The sequence below is a fragment of the Pantoea sp. EKM20T genome (assembly GCF_011800485.1).
In the GTDB taxonomy this organism is placed as follows: Bacteria; Pseudomonadota; Gammaproteobacteria; order Enterobacterales; family Enterobacteriaceae; genus Pantoea; species Pantoea agglomerans.
In genome coordinates this window covers 64956-90455 of sequence record NZ_JAALFW010000006.1, presented here as the reverse complement: position 1 = coordinate 90455, position 25500 = coordinate 64956, and the positions used below count along the sequence as shown (strand labels likewise).

23 protein-coding genes are annotated in these 25500 nt (G+C 54.9%); 10 read left to right on the top strand and 13 right to left on the bottom strand.

Annotated features, from left to right (window positions below; genetic code table 11):
* Positions 1 to 26: 26 nt before the first annotated feature.
* Genes hemW through HFD94_RS12495 form a run of 4 tightly spaced genes read right to left on the bottom strand, consistent with a single transcriptional unit; the run spans position 27 to position 3048 of the window.
* Positions 27 to 1166, bottom strand: coding sequence for a radical SAM family heme chaperone HemW (hemW, locus tag HFD94_RS12510; protein WP_122889637.1), 1140 nt, complete (start codon positions 1164 to 1166; stop codon positions 27 to 29).
* Positions 1159 to 1752, bottom strand: a complete 594-nt coding sequence (locus HFD94_RS12505; protein ID WP_122889638.1) for an XTP/dITP diphosphatase — start codon at positions 1750 to 1752, stop codon at positions 1159 to 1161. The genes hemW and HFD94_RS12505 overlap by 8 nt, the downstream gene beginning before the upstream one ends.
* A 21-nt stretch (positions 1753 to 1773) precedes the next feature.
* Entirely contained in the window at positions 1774 to 2328 is a 555-nt protein-coding gene (locus tag HFD94_RS12500; protein WP_010248879.1) for a YggT family protein, read from the bottom strand.
* 12 nt (positions 2329 to 2340) lie between these two features.
* Complete coding sequence (locus HFD94_RS12495; protein ID WP_010671071.1) at positions 2341 to 3048, bottom strand: YggS family pyridoxal phosphate-dependent enzyme; 708 nt, start codon at positions 3046 to 3048, stop codon at positions 2341 to 2343.
* Positions 3049 to 3062: 14 nt separating this feature from the next.
* Between HFD94_RS12495 and HFD94_RS12490 the strand changes: the two genes are divergently transcribed.
* A complete protein-coding gene (locus HFD94_RS12490) occupies positions 3063 to 4058 on the top strand; it encodes a type IV pilus twitching motility protein PilT (RefSeq protein ID WP_167433178.1) in 996 nt (331 codons plus the stop codon).
* Between the two features lie 5 nt (positions 4059 to 4063).
* On the opposite strand, the gene ruvX is transcribed toward HFD94_RS12490, so the two are convergent.
* From ruvX to HFD94_RS12460, 6 genes are all read right to left on the bottom strand, one after another.
* The gene (ruvX, locus tag HFD94_RS12485; RefSeq protein WP_003853387.1) at positions 4064 to 4483 is read right to left on the bottom strand and encodes a Holliday junction resolvase RuvX; all 420 of its coding nucleotides are present in this window, start codon (positions 4481 to 4483) and stop codon (positions 4064 to 4066) included.
* The gene (locus tag HFD94_RS12480) at positions 4483 to 5046 is read right to left on the bottom strand and encodes a YqgE/AlgH family protein (protein ID WP_010248870.1); all 564 of its coding nucleotides are present in this window, start codon (positions 5044 to 5046) and stop codon (positions 4483 to 4485) included. The genes ruvX and HFD94_RS12480 overlap by 1 nt, the downstream gene beginning before the upstream one ends.
* Positions 5047 to 5133: 87 nt before the next feature.
* The gene (gene gshB, locus HFD94_RS12475) at positions 5134 to 6078 is read right to left on the bottom strand and encodes a glutathione synthase (protein ID WP_010248868.1); all 945 of its coding nucleotides are present in this window, start codon (positions 6076 to 6078) and stop codon (positions 5134 to 5136) included.
* A 106-nt stretch (positions 6079 to 6184) separates the two neighbouring features.
* Positions 6185 to 6916: a 16S rRNA (uracil(1498)-N(3))-methyltransferase gene (rsmE, locus tag HFD94_RS12470; RefSeq protein WP_010248866.1), complete on the bottom strand. Its 732-nt coding sequence runs from the start codon at positions 6914 to 6916 to the stop codon at positions 6185 to 6187.
* 70 nt (positions 6917 to 6986) lie between these two features.
* A complete protein-coding gene (endA, locus tag HFD94_RS12465) occupies positions 6987 to 7691 on the bottom strand; it encodes a deoxyribonuclease I (protein WP_010671068.1) in 705 nt (234 codons plus the stop codon).
* Positions 7692 to 7767: 76 nt separating this feature from the next.
* Entirely contained in the window at positions 7768 to 8280 is a 513-nt protein-coding gene (locus tag HFD94_RS12460; RefSeq protein ID WP_010671067.1) for a SprT family zinc-dependent metalloprotease, read from the bottom strand.
* Between the two features lie 141 nt (positions 8281 to 8421).
* Here HFD94_RS12460 and HFD94_RS12455 point away from each other — a divergent pair, with 141 nt between their 5' ends.
* Together HFD94_RS12455 and HFD94_RS12450 are read left to right on the top strand one after the other, a co-directional pair.
* A complete protein-coding gene (locus HFD94_RS12455) occupies positions 8422 to 9570 on the top strand; it encodes a glycosyltransferase (RefSeq protein WP_122889639.1) in 1149 nt (382 codons plus the stop codon).
* 25 nt (positions 9571 to 9595) lie between these two features.
* Complete coding sequence (locus HFD94_RS12450) at positions 9596 to 10828, top strand: O-antigen ligase (RefSeq protein ID WP_082204009.1); 1233 nt, start codon at positions 9596 to 9598, stop codon at positions 10826 to 10828.
* Positions 10829 to 10909: 81 nt separating this feature from the next.
* Here the strand turns inward: HFD94_RS12450 and HFD94_RS12445 are convergent, their stop codons facing one another.
* Both HFD94_RS12445 and metK read right to left on the bottom strand, forming a co-directional pair.
* Positions 10910 to 12307, bottom strand: a complete 1398-nt coding sequence (locus tag HFD94_RS12445; protein ID WP_010248855.1) for a sugar porter family MFS transporter — start codon at positions 12305 to 12307, stop codon at positions 10910 to 10912.
* A 535-nt stretch (positions 12308 to 12842) separates the two neighbouring features.
* The gene (gene metK, locus HFD94_RS12440; protein WP_010248851.1) at positions 12843 to 13994 is read right to left on the bottom strand and encodes a methionine adenosyltransferase; all 1152 of its coding nucleotides are present in this window, start codon (positions 13992 to 13994) and stop codon (positions 12843 to 12845) included.
* A gap of 843 nt (positions 13995 to 14837) precedes the next feature.
* Between metK and speA the strand changes: the two genes are divergently transcribed.
* The 3 genes from speA to HFD94_RS12425 all read left to right on the top strand — a co-directional run bounded on the left by speA (position 14838) and on the right by HFD94_RS12425 (position 18512).
* The gene (gene speA / locus HFD94_RS12435) at positions 14838 to 16814 is read left to right on the top strand and encodes a biosynthetic arginine decarboxylase (RefSeq protein ID WP_010248849.1); all 1977 of its coding nucleotides are present in this window, start codon (positions 14838 to 14840) and stop codon (positions 16812 to 16814) included.
* Between the two features lie 169 nt (positions 16815 to 16983).
* The gene (speB, locus tag HFD94_RS12430; RefSeq protein WP_167433177.1) at positions 16984 to 17904 is read left to right on the top strand and encodes an agmatinase; all 921 of its coding nucleotides are present in this window, start codon (positions 16984 to 16986) and stop codon (positions 17902 to 17904) included.
* Positions 17905 to 18101: 197 nt separating this feature from the next.
* A complete protein-coding gene (locus tag HFD94_RS12425) occupies positions 18102 to 18512 on the top strand; it encodes a YidB family protein (protein ID WP_010248845.1) in 411 nt (136 codons plus the stop codon).
* A 55-nt stretch (positions 18513 to 18567) separates the two neighbouring features.
* On the opposite strand, the gene HFD94_RS12420 is transcribed toward HFD94_RS12425, so the two are convergent.
* Complete coding sequence (locus HFD94_RS12420; protein WP_031592558.1) at positions 18568 to 19323, bottom strand: M48 family metallopeptidase; 756 nt, start codon at positions 19321 to 19323, stop codon at positions 18568 to 18570.
* A 271-nt stretch (positions 19324 to 19594) separates the two neighbouring features.
* On the opposite strand from HFD94_RS12420, the gene tkt reads away from it, so the two are divergent.
* The 4 genes from tkt to fbaA all read left to right on the top strand — a co-directional run bounded on the left by tkt (position 19595) and on the right by fbaA (position 25323).
* Positions 19595 to 21589, top strand: a complete 1995-nt coding sequence (tkt, locus tag HFD94_RS12415) for a transketolase (RefSeq protein WP_033785631.1) — start codon at positions 19595 to 19597, stop codon at positions 21587 to 21589.
* Positions 21590 to 21903: 314 nt separating this feature from the next.
* Positions 21904 to 22923: an erythrose-4-phosphate dehydrogenase gene (gene epd, locus HFD94_RS12410; RefSeq protein ID WP_122889641.1), complete on the top strand. Its 1020-nt coding sequence runs from the start codon at positions 21904 to 21906 to the stop codon at positions 22921 to 22923.
* Between the two features lie 51 nt (positions 22924 to 22974).
* Complete coding sequence (gene pgk / locus HFD94_RS12405; protein ID WP_010248837.1) at positions 22975 to 24138, top strand: phosphoglycerate kinase; 1164 nt, start codon at positions 22975 to 22977, stop codon at positions 24136 to 24138.
* Positions 24139 to 24243: 105 nt separating this feature from the next.
* A complete protein-coding gene (gene fbaA, locus HFD94_RS12400) occupies positions 24244 to 25323 on the top strand; it encodes a class II fructose-bisphosphate aldolase (protein ID WP_010248835.1) in 1080 nt (359 codons plus the stop codon).
* Positions 25324 to 25500 lie beyond the last annotated feature (177 nt).

Genomic DNA, 25500 nt, shown 5'->3' with positions numbered 1-25500 from the left:
CAGCCTGTCGGGCTGAGGCGCTTTTGTTACTCTTCCGCTAAGAACAGCTCCAGCAGCGAATTCAGGAACAGCTTCCCTTTCTCCGTAATCTGCCACTGCTCCGCGGTTTCAGTCACGTAACCCGCGGCAATCGCGGCATCCATCTGCGGACGGATCACCTGCTCTGACAAACCGGTATAGCGGCTGAACTCGTCGCGCGGCGCGGCTTCCAGCAGGCGAAAGCGGTTCATGAAATATTCAAACGGCTTGTCGCTATCGGCAACGTCATACTGTTTTTCGCGGTAGTTCCCCTGCATAAATCCACGCGGATGACGGGTTTTCACCGTGCGGACTATGCGGCCATCCGGTTGCGTCAGCTTGCCGTGTGCGCCACACCCAATCCCCAGATAGTCGCCAAAGCGCCAGTAGTTGAGGTTGTGCTCACAGCGATAACCCGGCTTCGCGTAGGCAGAGGTCTCATACTGCTGATAACCGGCAGCCTGCAGCAGCTGATCGCCCTGTTCGAAAATATCCCATAGCGCATCATCATCCGGCAGCACCGGCGGGCGTGAGCCAAACAGGGTGTTGGGTTCAATCGTGAGCTGATACCAGGAGAGATGCGGTGGATTAAGCGCAATCGCCCGACGTAAATCATCGAGCGCCTCTTCCAGCGACTGATCGGGCAGGCCATGCATCAGGTCAAGGTTAAAACTGCGCAGCGAGAGCGACTCGGCCAGTTCAGCGGCGCGGACCGCCTCTTCCGGGCCGTGAATGCGGCCAAGACGCTGCAGCTTTTGCGGACTGAAACTCTGTACGCCAATCGAAATACGGTTGATACCGGCGCGCTGATAGGCGCTGAACCGGTCCGCTTCCACGGTGCCCGGATTGGCTTCCATGGTCACTTCCGCATCGGGCGAGAGCGTCAGACGCTCCCGCACACCATCCATCAGCATCTGCATCGCGCTGCTGCTCAGCAGGCTGGGCGTGCCGCCACCGATGAAGATCGTGCGCACTTCCCGGCCATTGATCAGCGGTAAATCGATCTCCAGATCGCGCAGCAGGTGCTGCACGTATTCAACGTGCGGCACCTCATCTTTCAGCGCGTGGGAATTAAAATCACAGTAAGGACATTTCTGTACGCACCACGGAATGTGGATATAGAGACTTAACGGCGGCAGATTAGGCATTACGCATCGCTTCCAGCAACAGCGTCAATGCTTTACCCCGGTGAGAAACTGCACCTTTTTCCGCTTTACTCAGTTCGGCCGCGGTTTTACCCAGTGCCGGGACAAAGAAAATCGGGTCGTAACCAAAACCACCGGCACCAGCGGTGGCGCGGGTGATCTCACCCTGCCAGCTGCCATGGAACACCAGCGGGGTCGGATCTTCCGCATGACGCAGATAGACCAGCACGCAGTGAAATTGTGCCTGGCGCTGACCGTCCGGCACGTTTTCCAGCGCCTGCAGCAGCTTCTCCAGGTTCTGTTGATCGCTGGCCTCTTCACCGGCGTAGCGCGCCGAGTAGATGCCGGGCGCGCCGCCCAGCGCATCTACGGCCAGGCCGGAATCATCGGCAATAGCCGGTAATCCGGTGATCTGTGCCGCGTGACGCGCCTTGAGAATCGCGTTCTCAATAAAGGTCAGGCCGGTCTCTTCCGCCGATTCAACCCCAAGGTCGGTCTGTGCGACGATATCCAGACCAAAGGCGGAGAGTAACTCCGCCAGCTCACGCACTTTGCCGGGATTGCCGGTTGCGAGGACAACTTTTTGCATAACAGTTCCAGTTTGATTCATTTACAGCAGATACCAGAGACCCGGGAACAGGTCCATGCCGAGAAAGTTCAGGGCATACAGCACCAGGATGACGATCATCGCTGAGAAGTCGATGCCGCCCATCGCAGGCAGAATACGGCGAACAGGTGCCATCATCGGCTCGGTTAACTGCACCAGCAGATAGTCGACAGGACCCCGGCCCTGGCTGATCCAGCTCATCAGGGAGCGAATAATAATCACCCAGAAGACCAGATAGCCGGCGGATTTAACCAGCGACAGCAGGCCGACCAGCAGATTGGTTGGGTCGACTGAGAAGACGCCCACCTGAATCAGCAATAAAATCGGGTATTTCAGCGTAGTCAGCACAAATGCCAGCAGCAGCGAGGCGGTATCTATCGGTCCCAGTGCCGGCAGTATACGGCGCAGCGGCTTAACAATCGGCTGTGTCACTTTTACGACAAACTGCGCCACTGGATTGTAAAAATCGCAGCGGGACCACTGCATCCAGATGCGTAACAGCAGCACCATGACGTAGAGATCGATCAGCGTTTTTACTAAAAACGTCAGTGTTAACATGAAGTTCCTCTGTTATTGTTGTGAGTTGTGCGCATAATCTCGTGCGCCAAAAATGGCGGTGCCGATACGCACCATCGTACTGCCTGCGGCGATTGCCGCCTCCATGTCATCGCTCATTCCCAGCGAAAGCGTGTCTGCATGCGGATAGTGCTGTTGCAGCTGCCGGAAGGCTTCCGCCATCTGCTGACACACCGCCAGCTGCCGCGCGTAATCACTCTCTGCTGCCGGAATCGCCATTAATCCGCGCAGCCGCAGTTGCGGCAGGGCAGCGATCTGCTCCGCCAGCCCGGAAACGGCCTCCAGCATGATGCCAGATTTGCTGTTCTCGTCACTGATATTTACCTGAATTAACACATTCAGCGGTGGCAGCGAAGCAGGCCGCTGATCGTTGAGCCGCTGCGCGATGCGCTGGCGGTCAATGGTGTGACACCAGGCGAAATGTTCCGCCACCAGACGGCTTTTATTGGACTGCAGCGGGCCGATGAAGTGCCACTCCAGCTCAGGATGTGCGGCCAGTGCCTGGACCTTTTCAACCCCTTCCTGAACGTAATTTTCACCAAAGGCAATCTGGCCAGCGGCAAAGGCTTCTTCGACCGCGCTCGCAGGTTTGGTTTTACTGACTGCAAGCAGGGTAATTTCTTCTGGTGCGCGGCCGCAACTCGCGGCAGCAGCAGCGATTCGCTGCCGCACTTGCTGTAGGTTCTGCTGGATTGAGGTCATAGTCAGGAGAAATTATGAATCTGGATGAAATGGTGGGGCTTAGTGTAAAGCATAATGCCGCCGATCTGCACCTTTGCAGCGGACATTTGCCCTACTGGCGGCGTCAGGGAAGGCTGGAGGCGATGCCGCAGCAGTGCCCGCTTTCTGGTGCATGGATGGCGCAGTTTATGGCCCGCTGGCTCAGTGACCCGCAGCGTCAGGAGCTGGAGCGCGCAGGGCAGCTCGATTTCGCCCTGAGCCTGGCCGATGGTCAGCGTCTGCGCGCCAATCTCTTTATGCAGCGCAACGGCCTGTCACTGGCACTGCGCATCATCGCCACGGCATGTCCGACGCTTGCGAGCCTGCAACTGCCCGCCATTGTCCCGACGCTGCTGGAGCAGCAGGATGGGCTGATTCTGGTGACGGGTGCGACCGGCAGCGGTAAATCAACCACGCTGGCGGCGCTGGTCGATGCGCTGAACCGCCAGCAGGCGCGGCATATCATCACGCTGGAAGATCCGATTAAATTTATCCATCACAGCCAGCAGTCGCTGATACAGCAGCGTGAAATCGGCCTGCACTGCGGTTCGTTCTCGCTGGGGGTAAAGGCAGCACTGCGTGAAGATCCCGACGTCATCCTGCTGGGCGAACTGCGCGACAGCGACACTATTCGTCAGGCGCTGACTGCTGCGGAGACCGGCCATCTGGTGCTGGCGACGCTGCACACCCGTGGCGCAGCGCAGGCGGTGGATCGGCTGGTTGATGTCTTTCCGGCAGAGGAGAAACAGCTGGTGCGTACTCAGCTGGCGGGCAGCCTGAAAGCGGTAATTGCACAGCGGCTGGTGCCATCAGTTGCCGGTTCGCGCATCGGACTGTTTGAGGTACTGATCGCCACACCGGGCATCACCAATCTGATCAGAGAAGGCAAGATGCACCAGATCCCTGCGCTGTTACAAACCGGCGCACAGGCCGGTATGCAGACGTTTGAGCAGAGCAGGCTGGCGCGTCAGGCTGCCGGACTGATTGAGTGAGGATGTCAGTAATGGTTTTCGAACCAGTCCTGCAAAATGATGGCAGCAGACTGTGAGTCGACCGATCCTTTATTGAGCGCACGATAGCCGCCGCGTTCAAACAGGCCAGCACGCGCTTCTACCGTGCTGAGTCGTTCATCCTGCAGCTCCACGCGGATGCCAAAGCGCCCGTGCAGGCGGTTGGCAAATTTACGTGCGCGATCGGTCAGCGGCTGCTCGGTGCCATCCATATTCAGCGGTAATCCCACCACCACAAAATCGGGCTGCCACTCTTTCAGCAGTTTTTCAATTACCAGCCAGTCCGGGATGCCATCCTGCGCTTTCAGGGCGGTCAGCGGACGGGCGCTGCCAGTGAGTTGCTGACCTACGGCGACACCAATACTTTTGGTGCCGAAGTCGAATCCTAACAGAGTTTGAGTTGACATCAGGCGTGTCCGGCGTCGCTGGCCATGTTGTGAATATCGACGCCAATACTGCGCGCCGCTTCGCGCCAGCGCTCTGAAATCGGCGTCTGGAACAGGATGTTGCTGTTAGCGGGCGTGGTCAGCCAGGCATTTTCCATCAGCTCATTCTCCAGCTGATCTTTTTCCCAGGCGCAGTAACCCAGCGCTACCAGCACGTTAGTGGGCTGAGACGCCGTACCGATCGACTCCAGCACGTCACGGGACGTGGTGATGATCGTGTTATCTGAAACACGAATACTGGAGGTAAAGGTGCGTTGCGCGGAGTGCAGGATAAAGCCACGATCTTCCGCCAGCGGGCCGCCGGTAAACACCGGTTTATCCAGCTTGATCGCCGGATCGCGATCGTCAGCAGAGATTTTGAGCTTCTTCAGAATGCCTTCAACCGTCAGGTTTTCCATGGGTTTATTGATGATCAGTCCCATTGCACCCTCTTCGTTATGTTCGCAGAGATAGACCACGGAACGTTTGAAGAAAGGATCCTGCAATGAAGGCATGGCAATCAAAAAGTGATGTTGTAAATTCATTCTCACACGATGTACCAAAAAAATAACCGGCACGCGACGGCCGCACCGGTATTGGGTTGATCACGGAGCTTCGCCCCGGCGTCATGCTCAGCCCAGGCGCTTCTCAATGGCATCCATCAACATGCCGGTGATGGAGATCGGGAACGCAGCCTCAATTTCACGAATGCAGGTTGGGCTGGTCACGTTAACTTCAGTCAGTTTATCACCGATGATGTCCAGACCGACAAAAATCAGCCCTTTTGCTTTCAGCGTCGGGCCAACACGGCGCGCGATTTCCCAGTCGCTTTCGCTCAGCGGACGCGCTTCACCGCGACCACCGGCGGCGAGGTTGCCACGCGTTTCACCGCCCTGCGGGATACGCGCCAGGCAGTAAGGCACCGGCTCGCCATCGACGACCAGCACGCGTTTGTCACCCTCGGTGATCGCCGCAATATAATTCTGCGCCATGCAGAAACGGCTCTCATGCTCGGTCAGGGTTTCGGTAATCACGCCAAAGTTAGGATCATCTTTCTTCACGCGGAAAATCGACGCACCACCCATGCCATCCAGCGGCTTCATGATGATGTCGCCATGCTCCTGCCAGAAAGCGCGCAGCTGCGCTTTGCTGCGGGTCACCAGGGTGTCAGGCGTAAACTCGGCAAACCAGGCGGTGTAGAGCTTTTCGTTACAGTCACGCAGGCTCTGCGGTTTGTTCACGATCAGCGTACCCAGCTCTTCAGCGCGCTCCAGAATATAGGTCGCATAGATGAACTCGGTATCGAATGGCGGATCTTTGCGCATCAGCACCACATTCAGGTCAGCCAGCGGGATCACCTGCTCGCTACCGAACTGATACCAGTTCTCAGGGTTCTGCTCGACGGTCAGCAGGCGGGTGCGGGCCGAGGCCACGCCACCGCGCAGTGAGAGATCGTGCATCTCCATGTAGTGAATTTCATAACCACGGCGCTGTGCTTCCAGCAGCATAGCGAAGCTGGAGTCTTTTTTAATATTGATGGACGAAATAGGGTCCATCACGATGCCAAGTTTAATCATTATTATCTCCTCGGTGAGGCGGCATTTACCGCCTCGTCTGGTTCGGTCTGCAGTGGGCCGATCGGTCAGGACATCATGCCTGCTCTCTTTCCGCTGAAAGTATCGCTTAACCCAGGTCGCCAAACCTCACCTGAAGTGCCGTAATGGCCGTCAGCGCGGTAGTTTCGGTACGCAATACCCGTGGGCCAAGCAGAATGTCAGTAAAATCGTGCTGCGCCGTCATCGCAATCTCGTCCGCAGACAAACCGCCTTCAGGGCCAATCAGCAACCTTACCCGCTCAACAGGCTGGGGCAGCGTGTTGATGCTGTGGCTGGCGCGCGGATGCAGATTAAGCTTCAGTCCGCTATCTGCTTCTGCACACCAGGCTTCCAGCGTCATCGCTTCACGAATCTCCGGCACGCGATTACGGCCGCACTGCTCGCAGGCGGCAATAGCAATTTTCTGCCACTGCTGGATCTTCTTCGCCAGACGCTCAGCATCAAGCTTTACGCCACAGCGCTCGGAAAACAAGGGTGTAATGACATTCACGCCCAGTTCGATCGATTTCTGGATAGTGAATTCCATTTTTTCACCTCGCGACATCACCTGACCTAAATGCAGATGTAACGGTGACTCGCGATCGTCCGGCTGGCTCTCTGTGACCGATACTTTTACACGCTTTTTATCTACATGCGTGATCTCTGCTGCAAAAGTCAGATTAGTGCCATCAAAGAGTTCCAGACGCTGACCTGCCGTCATCCGGAGCACCCGGCCCACATGATTGGATGCATCTTCATCCAGGGTAATTTCACTGCCGATGCTTAATGGACCGGCGTGATAGATGCGAGGTATGCGCATAAGGTTCCTGAGACCGGACGCCGCGCTGCAGCGGCGTCATTGGAAAAAGAGCTAGTGTAGGGCAGGGATTTTAGCGCTGGCAAGCCTGCTGCACATAAGGATTGTGATTGCCCTGAACCTTTGCAATGCGCTGGTCGCGTTCGCACTCCCATTTTGTCACGGGATAGAGCTTGTTCCAGGCGGTAAACAGCTGCGTCTGCTGGCGCGAAATACGCAGATGATACTGGTCGCGCATATAGAAATAGGTGCGGGCAATGGCACCTCGCGCACGCGCAGGTGGCTCCGCCTGTTTGAGTTTAAAGTCGATCTTCATCTCACACTGGCCGTACTGCTGCTCGCTGCCGTTCCATTGACTGTAGGCGAAGTTGCCACGGTCGCCATTCACTTCACCCACCGCAGGCTGCAGGTTGTGCAGGTCGGTTTCGATGCGGCGGTAGTCGGGATCTTTGCTGCAGTTTTTACGACCGCCATCCTGCCAGCACTGGCGCTGATGACCAAACTCCCAGGCGGGCATCACATGTTCCCACTCAATGCGTGCGGCGCGATTGGCGTTTTTGCGCACCTGATAGCCACAGCTGTTGAGATCGGGAATCCCCTTTTTTCCCTGCCACTGAATCTTACAGCCACAGTAAAAAGAACCCGGCGCATCGGCGTTGATCGCCGCCGCAAAGGTTTTGGCCTGCTGAAAGTTATTTTGATGATAGTTATTCAGGTTAAGGGCGTCAGCGGCGGGCGCAAACAGCAGCGCAACCGCCAGACTTAGTATGCGAGACATATTCCAGATTTCTACTCAGTACGAAAAAGGGCGGCAGGGTAACAGAATGTGGAATAGGGCGGAATGGGGATTCTTCTCAGGACGCGACAAATTCACCCGCGATCAGCAGGCTGCCACAGTGCACGCAGCGATATTCACTCTCTTTGCGCAGTATACGATTGTGGCGGCGCACGGTCAGCTGATGCTGCTGACACTGACAGCGGTAGGCAAAGGTGTTGCTGCGTACGGATGCGATCTCAAACTGGTGAGTACGCCGTGCCGGAACGCCCAGCACCTGCTCCATCATCCACTTCCACTCTTTGCCGTGCGGCGCAACGCGACCAAATTGCTTCCAGACCAGCAGATGCGCCAGCTCATGCGGCACCACTTCATCGATAAATGCCTGCTGGTTTTCCAGCAGCAGCACAGGATTGATGCGAATTTCCCAGGACGCCAGCCAGGCGGTGCCCGCCGCCGTACCACGCTGCTGGTAGAGCAGCTTCGGTTCCGGATAACGGGTTTTCAGCGCCTGATTCGCACGTTCAAGCGACTGGCGCAACGAGCGCATTACGGCCTGCTGCAGGGCAATGGGGAGACGAGGCGTTTTCATGGCGCTCAGAATAATCGCCGCCGCGCAGGAACTCAACGTCGCCAGCGACAAGTGTGGTTCTGGCTGGGGGAAAATTTCTGGTTTAAATATTGTTATGGGCTTTTTTAGAATATTCTATTAATGACATTCACCGCAGAGTGGATGGATGAAAAGCGAACGGCACAGGGCATGGATAAACCAATGAAAAATAATGATAACGTCAGGAAACAACGGATTGTGCTGGTGACGGATCTGATGGCCGGTCGTGGTGGGATGGAAAATGTGACCGGTCAGTTGATTAAGGCCTTGAATGCGGAACCCGGTACCGAAGCAGGGCTGTTTATTATCAACAGCGGAGAGGAGAGCCACTCCCGCGCCTGGACCGCCAATGCTGTTCTGGCTGAGAGCGTCTGCACGCTGCGGAATAAGAAAATAAAAAATCTTATTCATACGCTGAGAATGGCCGCCTTCTTTCGTCGTTATCAGCCCGATCATATCCTGACCCTCAACACCATTCCCTGCCTGATGACGCGCCGGGCAATCACGCTTTCAGGACGTAAAATCGTATTGTCGAGCTGGATGCACCTGCCTCCGCGTGAACGTTATCGTCCCCATTATCTGCTGCGGGCCGATCACCATTTTGCGATCAGTAATCAGATTAAAGAGCAGCTGGTGGAACTGGGTGCACGCGCCACTGACGTTGACGTGATCTATAACCCGATCAAACGCAATGACACGGTAATCGGCAGACCCCAGGCGCTGAAGTTTCTCTATATTGGTCGCGTCCATTATCAGCGGCAGAAACAGCTTAAAGATCTGTTTGATGCCCTGCAGCAGCTGGATGCGCCCTGGACGCTGGAGATAGTGGGTGACGGGGAAGATCTGACGCAATGTCAGCACTACGTGACGCAACTCGGCATTCAGGATCGCATCACCTGGCATGGCTGGCAGGAGAATGCCTGGGAGTATGTCATCCGCCATATCAGACAGGTCACCTGCCTGGTCATGACCTCTAACTTCGAAGGCTTCCCGCTGATCCTGCTGGAGGCGATGTCGCGCGGCGTCTACTGTGTTTCATCCGACTGCATCAGCGGCCCGGCGGAAATTATTCAGAACGGTATTAATGGTCAACTCTATCCCACCCATGACAGCATGGCGCTGGCCGCGATTCTCAACGCTATGAGCGGGGATTTCCACTTCCCCGATCATCAGGCTATTAAAGCGAGCATCACCGGTTTTTATGAGGAAAATTATATGAAGCACCTGATGAGTGTGTTTAACCGCCTTACTGAGGTTAAGCATGACGAATAAAATCAGTCGCAATGGATTAACGTTAATGGTTAATTTTTCAGTTATTGCGCTCTGCCTGGCGCTGTCACTGAATATGTTTGTTACTGGCCTGCCGCAAAAAATATTTTATCTGGTCTCTTATCTCTCTGTCGCGTCCGTGCTGTATGGCCTGGTGCGCAGGCGGGTGGACTTTAAAGAGAACGGTTTTTATATCGCCCTGTTTGCTGTGCTGATTATCTTTGCCCTGATTCGACTGTTCTGGGCGATTCACGTGAAGGGGATCGAAACCGCGCCCTCAGGCGATGCCATCACTAATATGGGCAACTATCTGCTGGGCGCGAAGCGGCTGTTGATGGGTGCCTTTGTGCTGCTCAGTCTGGCTGTTTATGGGGATCGTGTCTCCCTGACTACGCTACGCGTCGGAAAAGGGCTCATCCTTCTTGGCCTGCTGATTACGCTGGGCTTTGGTATCCACGAGCATCTCTACACTGAGAATATCCGCATCAAGCTCACCACCGAAGCCGCCTCCATGTCTTCTTACATGATTCTGTTTATCTACTGTGCCTGGCTGTGGCTAAGCCGCTATGAGACGCACGCTTACTGGAAGGTTGCCGATATCGCTGTGCTGGCAGTGACCTTTGCCTTGCTCTACCTGTGCGGCACCCGTGTGACCCTGATTGCGCTGATTGCCGTGGGGCTGCTGTTCCTGGTGCAGACCTACCGGCTGTCGCTGCTGACCAACTGGCGGATTAGCGCTCTGCTGGTGGGCGTAATGGCGGTACTGATTCTGATGACCAGCAACCGCTGGGTGGAGGGGGTGCAGGATATTGAGAACTTTGGTTCAAACAGTTCGACCTCGCTGGGCGCACGTGTCGCCATCTGGGGCGGGGCGGTCAACTTTATTGAGCACCATGGCGGTTTTGCGACGCCGGATGCGCGCACCACTGAGGCGCGTCAGTTCATCACTGCGCACTATCCTCTCAATGTTGAAGGCTTCACCAACGTTAAATACAACATGCACAACGAGTTCCTCGAGGTGACGTCATTGCAGGGCTGGCTGGGTACGGCGTCGCTGGCGCTGCTCTATCTGACTGTGCTGGCGGGCTGGATGAAGAAGTGTGATCTGCGCGGCGTGGCGCTGCCGATGGTGGCGCTATTTACCACCGGACTGACCGATTCGGTGCTGCCCTATAATCAGACCGCGACCATTTTCATTATGGCACTGGCGCTCTGCTGCATACGGCGGCCCCTGCCGGTAACGCGGGTAACCACAGCGTAGTGGGGCGTTGAACAAATAAAAACGGCGGGGTTTCTCTGGAAACCCCGCCGTTTTTTTTACCGCGTTTTTTACCGGGTAAAGTTAGTCGCGTGAACCGATGTCGCGCAGTTTTTTACCTGCCATCAGGTTACGTTCGATGTGTTCCAGCGAGACGTTTTTGGTCTCAGGGATCAGCATCACCGTCAGCAGAATGAAGAACAGGTTAAGCAGTGCGTAGACCCAGAAGGTGTTCGCATTGCCCAGCGTATTCAGCATCGTCAGGAAGGTCGCACCTACGATCATGTTCGCGATCCAGTTGGTGGTGGTGGAGACAGTGATACCGAAATCGCGGCCTTTCAGCGGCTGAATTTCGGAACAGAGTACCCAGATCAACGGACCGGCTGACATCGCAAAACCGATGATGAACATCAGCAGCATACCTACCGCAAAGTACTGTGCGCCCGGCGAGTGAATGCCGAAGTGCAGCATCGTACCCAGAACGCCCATACCGGCTGCCATCACCATAAAGCCCAGAATCAGAGTAGGTTTACGACCCCAGCGATCCACCAGGCCAATGGCAATAAAGGTCGCCAGTACGTTAACCAGACCCACAATCACCGTGCCCCACATCTGCTGGGTGGTGTTGGTGAAGCCCGCGATTTCAAAGATTTTTGGCGCGTAGTACATGATGACGTTCATGCCGGTAAACTGCTGCATTACCTGCAGCAGGATGCCGAGATAGACCGCACGACGGAAGTGGCTGCTGCTGGTGAACAGACCCCAGCCAGACTGTTTGATCTTCAGGCTTTCACGGATCTCTTCCAGCTCACGTTTTGCCTGCTCGCTGGTGTCACGCAGACGATCCAGTACGCGTTGTGCATCGCGGAAGTTGCCTCGTGCCGCCAGCCAGCGTGGGCTGTTTGGCAGGAAGAAAACGCCGACCAGCAGCAACAGTGCCGGAATAGTGATGATGCCCAGCATCCAGCGCCAGTTACCGGTAAAGCTGAACGCCGTATCGGACAGGTAAGCACCAAGAATACCGATGGTGATCATCAGCTGATAAAGCGAAATCATACTGCCGCGAATTTTTTCCGGAGCGATCTCAGAAAGATAAAGCGGGGCAGTATAAGAGGCGATACCGACTGCCAGACCCAGCAGAACGCGGGCGCTGATCAGCATTTCCGGGTTTGGCGACATCGCCGACCAGAGTGAACCGATAACGAACAGAATCGCACCGGCCATCAGGCTTTTTTTACGGCCCAGGCGGGATGACATCCAGCCGCTGCCGATAGCACCGACCGCCGCACCAAACATCATGGAACTGACGATCCACTCCTGCTGATGAGGGGTGACGTTAAAGTCCTTTGCGATAAACGGCAGAGCACCGGCGATAACGCCGATATCCAGACCGAACAGCAGACCCGCAAGGGCCGCCAGAAAGCAGACAAATAAGGTCATCGCCTTATTTGAAGTTCTGCTTTTGTGTGTATTGCCAGGCATTTTAGCCTCCAGGTTTATCCATCATTGTTTTTATCAATGTTAAAAAACCTTTTGCGGGAAAAAAGTGAGCCTGATCACATCAGTGTAATCGCTTACACACGCTGAAACCCTGAAATTCAGCATATTTTTCCCGGAAAGATTAATTAACCAGTGAGGTATAGCACTCATTAAGTTTCTGACAATGCTCTATTTACTGGCTATCAGACGACGCTGAAAATAACGCATTTTCAGCAGAATAACTACGTGCGTTAATTCCTAAATATCGGATAAACAAAGCATTTCAATTTGTAATCGTTAACATTTAGTCGTCAGAAAAAGCGAAAAGAAGTGTAGCTGAGAACTGAAAATTTGCTGCAGAGAGAAGAAGATGTCGGGCAGATGCGTTTTTTTTGTCGTCACGCGCTCACCAGAAATTGCGCTGGCCTGTCGTTCAGAAGGGTAGCGGGAGCAAAATTGCTCCGGTTAGCAATGGGGCTGAAAAGGCAATAAAAAACCCTGCCGCAGTGGCAGGGTTTTTTATCAGCAGCCGGTAACCTTACAGGCCAGCTGCTTCACGCAGCAGGGCAGCTTTGTCGGTTTTTTCCCATGGGAAATGTTCACGACCAAAGTGACCGTAAGCTGCGGTCTCTTTATAGATTGGGTGCAGCAGATCCAGCATCTGGATCAGACCATATGGACGCAGGTCGAAGAACTCGCGCACCAGCAGCGTCAGCTGTTCGGTAGAGATTTTCTCTGTGCCGAAGGTTTCCACCATGATAGAAGTGGGTTCAGCCACGCCGATAGCGTAGGAGACCTGGATTTCACAACGGTCAGCCAGGCCGGCCGCTACGATGTTTTTCGCCACGTAACGTGCCGCATAGGCTGCAGAGCGGTCAACTTTAGATGGATCTTTACCCGAGAACGCACCGCCACCATGACGCGCCATGCCGCCGTAGGTGTCTACGATGATTTTACGACCGGTCAGACCGCAATCGCCCATCGGGCCGCCGATCACAAAGCGACCGGTTGGGTTGATGTGGTATTTGGTCGAGGCGCTCAGCCACTCTGCGGGCAGAACCGGCTTGATGATCTCTTCCATCACCGCTTCCTGCAGATCTTTCTGGCTGATGGATTCAGCGTGCTGGGTAGAGAGCACAACTGCATCGATGCCCACGATTTTGCCATCGTCATACTGGAAAGTGACCTGGCTCTTGGCATCCGGGCGCAGCCACGGCAGGGTGCCATTTTTACGCACTTCAGCCTGACGCTGTACCAGACGGTGCGCATAGGTCACCGGCGCAGGCATCAGCACGTCTGTTTCATTAGTGGCATAGCCGAACATCAGGCCCTGGTCGCCCGCGCCCTGTTCCAGCGGATCGGTACGGTCAACGCCCTGATTGATATCCTGAGACTGTTTACCAATCGCGCTTAATACCGCGCAGGAGTTGGCGTCAAAGCCCATATCGGAATGGACATAGCCGATTTCACGTACGGTTTTACGGGTGATTTCTTCGATATCAACCCAGGCGCTGGTGGTGATTTCACCGCCAACCAGCACCATACCTGTTTTAACGTAGGTTTCGCAGGCCACGCGCGCTTTAGGATCCTGTTCAAGGATCGCATCCAGCACAGCATCGGAGATCTGGTCGGCGATTTTATCGGGATGTCCTTCTGATACAGACTCGGACGTAAAAAGGTGTTTAGCCATTCTGTTCTTTACCTTAAATATGGTTTGAGTACGACTGCATAGCGCCAGTGAGGTGGTCTGACCTGACGCCCCTTCAGGCAAAGCCGCGAGCAGTGAGGTTGTGTCAGCACAGCAGGCCAACACCGCCTGGATAGTAACCTGTTTAGATGGAAAACCATCTGGACGGCTATTTTAGGATAGAGGGTAAACCAATTACCAGCCCTTTTTCTGTTTCAGCCTTTAACCTGTCTCTGTTATCGGCATAATTTGCTGACGCTACACGCAATTCCCCGATAATATTTTTGCATTTTAGGGCTGTAAACTGTATAAAACGCCGCTGCTTTGATAGCAGCAGCAAGGATGACGCCACTGTTTGCGTCGCGCCTGTCAGACTCTGGTCTGGCTTTCACCCAGGTTGTTTTCCATGTGCCCCTGGCATATGCGGAGGTGATACAAGTAATGAACCACGCTTTTTCTTCTTCCGGTTCTCTGCGCTGCGGCGCTGCGCTGGCTCTCTCCTGCCTCCCATCTGTTTCTCTTTCCTGCCGACGCGATGTCCGATGCGGTAATTTTACCGACACAGGCGCAGGCTAATCTTTATCTCTGCTCGATCGGTTTTGTCTCTTCTCTGCGCACGCGCAGCGGAACGACGCAGGTTATCCATGGTCAATACAGATCAGTTAAATGTTCTCTGTTTAAACGGAGATGGCCCGGGTGTTTTACACTTAACTCTCATGCGTGAATCGCGCTGACGGCAACGTCAGGTGAACAGGACATTGCGTTTAATGTGGCAACAGGTTTTCAGATTAGCGGCCATAAAGCCGGTTAACAGTTTCATCTTTCAACGGAAAATTGAGGTTCGCGATGTCTGACGACATGAAGAATATCAAAGGTTCGTCAGCTGGCGAACAGGGTACACTCCGCTCCATGCAGGAGGTTGCAATGAACGATCAGGATGCGAGCAAAATGTTGCGTACGTACAACATCGCCTGGTGGGGCAACAACTATTACGACGTTAACGAACTGGGCCACATCAGTGTCTGTCCCGATCCGGATCGTCCTGACGTGCGCGTCGATTTAGCTCGTCTGGTCAAAGAGCGCGAAGCGCAGGGCCAGCGTCTGCCTGCTTTATTCTGCTTCCCGCAGATCCTGCAACACCGTCTGCGTTCCATTAACGCCGCCTTTAAACGTGCGCGTGAATCTTACGGTTACAAAGGCGACTACTTCCTGGTTTACCCGATTAAAGTTAACCAGCACAAACGCGTGATTGAGTCACTGATCCACTCCGGCGAACCGCTGGGACTGGAAGCGGGCTCAAAAGCCGAGCTGATGGCGGTGCTGGCGCACGCCGGTCAGACCCGTTCAGTGATCGTCTGTAACGGCTATAAAGATCGCGAATATATTCGTCTGGCGCTGATCGGCGAGAAGATGGGCCATAAGGTCTATCTGGTGCTGGAGAAGATGACCGAAGTGCGGCTGGTACTGGAAGAAGCAGAGCGTCTGAATGTGGTGCCGCGTCTTGGTATCCGTGCGCGTCTGGCTTCGCAGGGCTCCGGTAAATGGCAGTCGAGCGGCGGCGAAAAGTCGAAGTTTGGCCTGTCAGCCACCCAGGTGCTGAAACTGGTTGAGATCATGCGCGAAGCGGGTCGCATCGACAGCCTGCAGCTGCTGCATTTCCATCTGGGCTCGCAGATGTCCAACATCCGCGACATCGCTACCGGCGTGCGTGAGTCGGCGCGCTTCTATGTCGAACTGGCCAAGCTGGGCGTCAACATCAAATGTTTCGACGTCGGCGGCGGTCTGGGCGTCGATTACGAAGGAACGCGCTCGCAGTCTGACTGCTCGGTCAACTACGGCCTGAATGAGTATGCCAACAACGTAATCTGGGCGATTGGTGCTGCCTGTGATGAGCACGGTCTGGAGCATCCGACGGTGATCACCGAGTCGGGCCGTGCCGTAACCGCGCACCACACGGTGCTGGTCTCCAACATCATTGGGGTGGAGCGCAACGAGTTCAGCGAACCTGAAACGCCGGATGCGGATGCGCCGCGCCCGATCCTCAGCATGTGGGAAACCTGGCAGGAGATGCACGAGCCAAGTACCCGCCGTTCGCTGCGTGAATGGCTGCATGACAGCCAGATGGATCTGTTTGATATCCATACCGGCTACTCATCAGGCACCTACGATCTCAAGCAGCGTTCATGGGCTGAGCAGCTCTACCTGAGCATCTGCCACTATATTCAGCAGCATCTCGATCCGAGCAACCGTGCACACCGTCCAATCATCGACGAACTGCAGGAGCGGATGGCGGATAAGATCTACGTTAACTTCTCGCTGTTCCAGTCAATGCCGGATGCGTGGGGTATCGATCAGCTGTTCCCGGTACTGCCGCTGGAAGGCCTGAACAAGAAGCCGGAGCGCCGTGCCGTGCTGCTCGACATCACCTGTGACTCCGATGGCACCATCGATCACTACGTGGATGGCGACGGTATCGCGACGACCATGCCGATGCCGGAATATGACCTTGATAACCCACCCATGCTGGGCTTCTTTATGGTGGGCGCTTATCAGGAAATTCTGGGCAACATGCATAACCTGTTTGGTGACACCGAAGCGGTGGATGTCTACGCACGCGAAAATGGCGATGTGGAAGTGCAGCTCTCCGATGAAGGCGACACCGTGGCGGACATGCTGCGTTACGTGCAGCTTGATCCCAACGAGCTGATGGCGCTGTTCCGCAATCAGGTTCAGGCATCCGATCTCGACGAAGAGCTGCGCGCGCAGTTCCTGGAAGAGTTCGAGAGCGGCCTCTACGGCTATACCTATTTAGAAGATGAATAATCGATCCTGGCGACCGGTAATCGCATATTGCAGTTGCCGTTAACTATGTCGATAATCTGACTCACTCAATCCCTTCCTCGTCGGGCCTAACGACGCGGAGGGGATTTTTTTCATCTCAACCTTAATGGTTTGCGGGCTGGCCCGACTTACGCACATAGAGAGAGCAATTATGCATAACACGCTTGGCAATCAGTACGACAACTCCCTGGTTTCTAACGCCTTTGGTTTCATGCGTTTTCCGCTGAATTTTCAGCCTTACGACAGCGACGCCGAGTGGGTTATCACCGGCGTGCCGTTTGATGCCGCGACCTCGGGTCGTCCGGGCAGCCGCCTGGGTCCGGGTGCGATTCGCCAGATCTCCACCAATCTGGCCTGGGAAGGCTGCCGCTGGCCGTGGGATTTCGACCTGCGTCAGCGTCTGAACGTCGTCGATTGCGGCGATCTGGTTTACGCCTTCGGTGATTCGCAGGATCTCTCCGACAAATTGCAGGCCCATGCTGAAAAACTGCTGGCCAATGGCAAGCGCATGATGACCTTTGGCGGCGACCACTACGTCACACTGCCACTGCTGCGCGCGCATGCAAAACACTTCGGCAAGATGGCGCTGGTGCACTTTGATGCGCATACCGACACCTACTCCAACGGCCCGACCTTTGACCACGGCACCATGTTCTTTACCGCGCCGAAAGAGGGTCTGATCGATCCGCAGCACTCAGTGCAGATTGGTATCCGCACCGAATTCGACAAGAGCCTGGGCTTCAACGTGCTGGATGCGGCGCAGGTCAATGACCGCAGCGTTGACGATATCCTCGCCGAAGTGAAACGCACCGTCGGCGATCTGCCGGTCTATCTGACCTTCGATATCGACTGTCTGGATCCGGCGCATGCGCCTGGCACCGGCACGCCGGTGATTGGCGGCCTGACCACCGATAAAGCGACCAAGCTGATCCGTGGCCTGCAGGGCATGAACGTTGTCGGCATGGATCTGGTGGAAGTCGCACCGGGTTACGATCATGCTGATCTGACGGCACTGGCAGCGGCTACGCTGGCGCTGGATATGCTGCATGTTCAGGCTGTAAACAAAGGCTGATGCCTGCTGCCTGTCGGCTTCAGTCCGGCAGGCGCTGAACGCGGCGTCCTGTCCATCGGGCAGACGCCGCTGCTGTGATCTTCCTCTCTTTGCCATGATCCGATCGATTCCCTTCTGACCCCGACGGGTAACCGTCAGGCGCGAACCCCTATCTGCAACTAAACTTACAGCGTAAAAATGGCGTAGTGGAGATAATCATGGGCTTTCTTGATGAACTGGCTGGCGCACTGGATGGCAACCAGAGTGAAGGGCATCCGCCGGGACAGTTACAGGCTGTCTGGCATTGGGTGCAGGAGCAGGGCGGTATTGAAGTGCTGCTGCAAAAATTCCAGCAGGGCGGGCTGGGTGAGGTGTTTGGTTCCTGGATCGGCACCGGCGATAACCATCCGGTTGGCCACAGTGAGATTCAGTCTGCTTTTGGTCAGGATGAACTGCAGTCACTGGCCGACAAACTCGGCACCGATGTGAAAGGGGCATCGGGTACGCTGGCCGCGCTATTGCCGCAGCTGATTGATAAAATGTCGCCGCAGGGACACATGGATGAACAGGCGCTGCATGACAATAAGCTGGATCTGGGCTCGATGGTGGATCAGATATTTAAGCGCTAGCGGACTTCGCACGGCTAAGCGCGCACGCCGGATGCATGCGCGCTCAGAGGCAGGATTACTTGCTGTCGGCAGCAATTCGCTCACGAATATGCGCTGCGCGCGCTTCAGAGGCGGGATGCGAGTCAAACATCGAACTCTGACGTCCCTGTTCCATCTTCGCCAGCTTTTCAAAGCTGGTGGCCAGGCCCATTGGATCGATATTGCGCTTCTTCATCAGGTCGTAGGAGTAGTCATCCGCCTGTGACTCCTGCGTCTGGGAGAACTGCGCATTCACCAGTTTTTCACCCATTTCACCCAGCTGCGACTGCGACAGTGAACCAATCACGCCGCCAACCGAGGCGGCTGCGGTGCGGGCCGCGGTTGTGGCATACGCCAGCTGCATCGCCTTGCGCGTATGGCCTAACGCGACGTGACCCATCTCATGACCCAGCACGCCTTCCACTTCATTGTCAGTCATCATATCCATCAGACCGCTGTAAACACGAATACAGCCATTTGCCATCGCCCAGGCGTTGACATCTTTGGTCTGATAAACCTTGTAGTTAGCCGGTACGCCGTTGATGTTATCGCCCAGCGCCGCGGCGATCTTGTTCAGACGCTGCTGATAATCACTGTTAGCAGGCGCAATCTGATTATCTTTGTCCATCTGCTCACAGGATTTATCGCTCAGCTGTTTTACCTGATCGTCGCTGAGGGTATAAGCCTGATACGCCTGCGCGCCCGACTGCATCAGCGCATTATTGTCTAAACCCTGACAGCCACTGAGCAGCGTCGTCAGTCCAAGCGCTAACACCATTTTTTTGATTTTCATGCTGTATCCCATTCATAACAAGGTAAGAAAAACAAACACCTGAAACTCAGACAGGTGAATAAACGATTTGGTTATAGCGTGCCAGTCTGCACTTTGCTAGCAGATATGGCTGGAAAAGCCATACGAAGCGGCTGCATTTAGCGTTTTACAGCATGTACTTTTGCCCCGTTTCTCATGTACATTGATGGGCAACTTTTTCCTTGTTTTGCCCGGTAACTCATTAATAACAATAAGTTAAGGTGCGAAGCATTAATCCGACCTGGAGTAGAAAATGCCCTCTCGTAAAGAGCTTGCCAACGCCATTCGTGCGTTAAGTATGGATGCAGTACAGAAAGCGAAATCGGGACATCCGGGTGCCCCAATGGGCATGGCGGACATCGCTGAAGTACTCTGGCGCGGCTACCTGAACCACAACCCAACCAACCCGCTGTGGGCTGACCGCGACCGTTTCGTGCTCTCTAACGGTCACGGCTCAATGCTGATCTATAGCCTGTTGCACCTGACCGGCTACGATCTGCCCCTGAGCGAACTGGAAAACTTCCGTCAGCTGCACTCAAAAACTCCAGGTCACCCGGAATATGGCTACACCGTGGGCGTTGAAACCACTACCGGCCCGCTGGGGCAGGGCATCGCTAACGCAGTAGGTTTTGCCATTGCTGAGCGCACGCTGGCAGCACAGTTCAACCGTCCGGGTCATGACATCGTAGACCACAACACCTATGTCTTCATGGGTGATGGCTGCATGATGGAAGGTATCTCGCACGAAGTCTGCTCACTGGCCGGTACGCTGAAGCTGGGCAAACTGGTGGCGTTTTATGATGACAACGGTATCTCTATCGACGGTCACATTGATGGCTGGTTCACCGACGACACCGCTAAGCGCTTTGAAGCTTATGGCTGGCACGTGGTGCGCGGCGTCGATGGTCACGATGCGGATGCGATTGCGAAAGCGATCGAGGAAGCGAAAAGCGTCAGCGACAAGCCTTCCCTGCTGATGTGCAAAACCGTTATCGGTTTTGGTTCACCGAACAAAGCCGGTACCCATGATTCACACGGCGCACCGCTGGGTGATGATGAAGTGGCACTGACCCGCAAACAGCTGGGCTGGAACCACGCGCCGTTCGTTATTCCTTCTGATATCTACGCTGAGTGGGACGCGAAAGAAGCAGGCCAGGCGAAAGAGTCTGCATGGAATGAGAAATTCGCCGCTTACGCACAGGCTCATCCTGAACTGGCTGCCGAGTTTAAACGCCGCGTCAGCAACGAACTGCCAGCTAACTGGCAGGAAGAGTCGCAGAAGTTCGTTGAGCAGCTGCAGGCGAACCCGGCGAAGATCGCCAGCCGTAAAGCCTCACAGAATGCTATTGAAGCTTTCGGTAAAATTCTGCCGGAATACCTGGGCGGCTCAGCCGATCTGGCACCCAGCAACCTGACAATCTGGTCTGGCTCTAAGCCGATCAACGAAGATGCTGCGGGTAACTACATCCACTACGGCGTGCGTGAGTTCGGTATGACCGCAATCGCCAATGGCCTGGCGCTGCACGGCGGCTTCCTGCCTTACACCGCGACCTTCCTGATGTTTGTTGAATATGCGCGTAACGCAGCGCGTATGGCGGCACTGATGAAGATCCGTCAGATCATGGTCTACACCCACGACTCTATCGGTCTGGGCGAAGATGGCCCGACGCACCAGCCGGTTGAACAGATGGCGAGCCTGCGCACCACGCCAAACATGAGCCTGTGGCGTCCATGTGACCAGGTTGAATCCGCGGTGGCGTGGAAATATGCCATTGAGCGTAAAGATGGCCCGACTGCGCTGATCTTCTCCCGTCAGAACCTGGCGCAGCAGGATCGTGACACGGCACAGCTGGCTAACGTAGCGCGCGGCGGTTACGTGCTGAAAGATTGCGATGGCACGCCTGAGCTGATCCTGATCGCCACCGGTTCCGAAGTTGAACTGGCTGTCGGTGCCTGGGACAAACTCACCAGCGAAGGCCGCAAAGTGCGCGTGGTCTCTATGCCATCAACGGATGCCTTCGACAAGCAGAGTGATGAGTACCGTGAATCCGTGCTGCCAAAAGCGGTCAGCGCACGCGTCGCAATCGAAGCGGGCATCGCTGATTACTGGTTCAAATACACCGGCCTGAACGGCGCTATCGTGGGCATGACCAGCTTCGGCGAATCTGCACCTGCCGATCAGCTGTTCGAACTGTTTGGCTTTACCGTCGACAACGTCGTCGCGAAAGCGAAAGCGCTGCTGGCGTAAAACCGGTCAGGCGGGCCTGTTCCCGCCCGACTGTAAAAACAGAGGGACGAAATTTTCGTCCCCTTTTATTTTTTATTCCTGCAGTAATAACCGCCTCTTGCCTTAATTTGTGACGCAGATCCAAATTTAAGCAGCCAGATTGATCACAATCATTCCTGTTATTCCTTCCTTCTATTATTGTAGCTGAACCGTTTCAGTCGCCAGGCAAATCGCCCTGGTTTCGGACAATGCCGGGTAAGAATCTCCTGTACAAAATGCAGTGAAACGCTCAGGCTAACGGCACGTTTTTTTCAGTCTGACGTGGCAGGAGAGAAATGACGGTACGGATAGCGATAAATGGTTTTGGCCGGATTGGACGCAACGTCCTGCGCGCGCTGTATGAAACGGGCCGACGTGCAGAGATCACCGTGGTCGCGATTAACGAGCTGGCAGAAGCCACCGGTATGGCGCATCTGCTGAAATACGATACCAGCCATGGCCGTTTTGCTTTCGATGTCCGCCAGGAGCGCGATGTAATGTGGGTGGGTGGCGATACCCTGCGCATTTTGCACCGTGCAGCCATTGCCGATCTGCCGTGGCGTGAACTCGACGTGGATGTGGTGCTGGACTGCACCGGCGTCTATGGCTCACGCGCTGATGGCGAAGCGCATCTTCAGGCTGGCGCCAAAAAAGTGCTGTTCTCTCATCCCGGCGGAAACGATCTCGACGCCACAGTGGTGTATGGCGTTAACCAGCAGTCACTCACCGCCAGTGACCGCATCGTCTCCAACGCTTCCTGTACCACTAACTGCATTATCCCGGTGATCAAACTGCTGGATGATGCGTTTGGTATCGAATCCGGCACCGTCACCACGATCCACTCGGCGATGCACGATCAGCAGGTGATCGACGCCTATCACAGCGATCTGCGCCGTACGCGTGCAGCCAGTCAGTCGATCATCCCGGTGGACACTCGCCTGGCGGCAGGCATTACCCGTATTTTTCCGAAATTCAACGATCGCTTCGAGGCGATAGCCGTTCGCGTTCCGACGATTAACGTGACGGCCATTGATCTCAGCGTTTCTGTGCATCAGGCGGTGACGGCGTGTGAAGTTAACACCCTGTTGCGAAGCGCGGCAGAAGGGACATTTCGTGGTATAGTTGACTATACGGAATTACCGTTAGTCTCAGTAGATTTTAACCATGATCCGCACAGTGCCATTGTGGACGGAACACAAACGCGGGTCAGCGGTCAACACCTTATCAAGACCCTGGTCTGGTGTGACAACGAATGGGGCTTTGCTAACCGAATGCTCGACACGACGTTAGCGATGGCCGCAAGCGGTTTCAGGTAAGACGCGGTATGCGTCTGGCAAAACTTATGAGAATCAACGAGAGGATTCACCATGTCTGTAATTAAGATGACCGATCTGGATCTGGCTGGTAAACGCGTTCTGATCCGTGCCGATCTGAACGTACCGGTTAAAGAAGGTAAAGTGACGTCTGATGCACGTATCCGTGCTTCTCTGCCAACCATTGAAGCGGCGTTGAAACAGGGCGCGAAAGTAATGGTTACCTCTCACCTGGGTCGTCCGACCGAAGGTGAATACAATGAAGAGTTCTCGCTGCTGCCGGTAGTTAACTACCTGAAAGACAAGCTTAGCGGCACCACCGTGACCCTGGCAAAAGATTACCTCGATGGCGTTGAAGTCGGCGCTGGCGAACTGGTTGTGCTGGAAAACGTTCGCTTTAACAAAGGCGAAAAGAAAGATGACGAAGCACTGTCTAAAAAATATGCTGCTCTGTGCGACGTCTTTGTGATGGACGCCTTTGGTACCGCGCACCGCGCACAGGCTTCTACCCACGGCGTCGGCAAATTTGCCCCTATCGCCTGTGCTGGCCCGCTGCTCTCTGCAGAACTGGAAGCGCTGGGTAAAGTCATGAGCAATCCGGAGCGTCCGCTGGTGGCTGTGGTAGGGGGTTCTAAAGTCTCTACCAAATTTGATGTGCTGCAATCTCTGGTCAAAATCGCGGACACCGTGATTGTGGGCGGCGGCATTGCCAACACCTTCGTCGCTATCGACAACAACGTCGGCAAATCTCTGTATGAGCCAGACTTCGTTGAAGCGGCTAAAGGCCTGCGCGATCAGCACGGTATTCCGGTTCCAACTGACTCACGTGTCGGCACAGAATTCTCTGAAACTGCGACCGCTACCGTGAAAAAGGTTTCTGAAGTTGCGGATAACGAAGAGATTATGGACTTTGGTGATGAAACCGCACAGGCGATGGCTGCCATCCTGAAGGATGCTAAAACCATCCTGTGGAACGGCCCGGTGGGCGTGTTTGAGTTCCCTAATTTCCGTAAAGGCACCGAGATCGTGGCTAACGCCATTGCAGACAGCGATGCCTTCTCTGTTGCAGGCGGCGGCGATACCTTAGCGGCTATCGACCTGTTCGGCATCGAAGACAAAATTTCCTACATCTCTACCGGCGGCGGCGCGTTCCTTGAGTTCGTGGAAGGCAAAAAACTGCCTGCAGTTGCCATGCTGGAAGAGCGTGCGAAGCAGTAATCCTTTGGGGGCGATGCCTGGCGGCATCGCCTGAAGTCTTGCCCGTCTGGGCGTTTAAATCGACGTTCCTCAAGGGGAACAACGGTCACGAAACAGGACACAATCATGTCTAAAATTTTTGATTTCGTAAAACCCGGCGTTGTCACTGGTGATGACGTACAGAAGATCTTCAAAGTTGCGAAAGAGAACAAATTCGCACTGCCAGCCGTAAACTGCGTCGGCACCGACTCCATCAATGCGGCACTGGAAGCAGCGGCGAAAGTTAAAGCGCCAATCATCATCCAGTTCTCTAACGGCGGTGCTGCATTTATCGCGGGTAAAGGCTTCAAAACTGACAAACCACAGGGCGCGGCAATTTTCGGCGCTATCGCGGGTGCGCACCATGTCCACCTGATGGCTGAGCAGTATGGCGTGCCGGTTATCCTGCACACTGACCACTGTGCCAAGAAACTGCTGCCATGGATCGACGGTCTGCTGGACGCAGGTGAAGAGTACTTCCAGAAAAACGGTAAGCCACTCTTCTCTTCTCACATGATCGACCTGTCAGAAGAGTCACTGGAAGAGAACATCGAGATCAGCAGCAAATATCTGGCGCGCATGGCGAAACTCGACATGACGCTGGAAATCGAACTGGGCTGCACCGGTGGTGAAGAAGATGGCGTTGATAACAGCCACATGGACGCATCTGCACTGTACACCCAGCCAGAAGATGTGAACTACGCGTACGAAAAACTGAATGCTATCAGCCCGCGCTTCACCATTGCGGCATCATTCGGTAACGTTCACGGCGTTTACAAGCCAGGTAACGTGAAACTGACCCCAACCATTCTGCGCGATTCGCAGAAATATGTGTGTGAAAAACATGGCCTGCCGCACAACGCGCTGGACTTCGTTTTCCACGGCGGTTCAGGTTCTTCTGCTGCAGAAATCGAAGAGTCTATCAGCTACGGCGTGATCAAGATGAACATCGATACCGATACCCAATGGGCAACCTGGGACGGCATCCTGCAGTACTACAAAAAGAACGAAGGCTATCTGCAGTCGCAGCTGGGTAACCCGGAAGGCGCTGACAAGCCAAACAAAAAATACTACGACCCACGCGTCTGGCTGCGTTCAGCCCAGGCCTCTATGGTGGTGCGTCTGGAACAGGCTTTCAAAGAGCTTAACGCTGTCGACGTGCTGTAACTGACGAGTCGTTACCGTACAAAAAAGGCCCGAAAGGGCCTTTTTTTATGCACAATTTCTGGAAAAACAGGGTTAAACGCCGGTCGGTTTGGCGCTTAAGGAGATAATTGATTACCCTTGATGGCAGGGTGTCGGATGTCATCTGGCAGTTTTTTCATTCCCGGTGGGAATCTAACA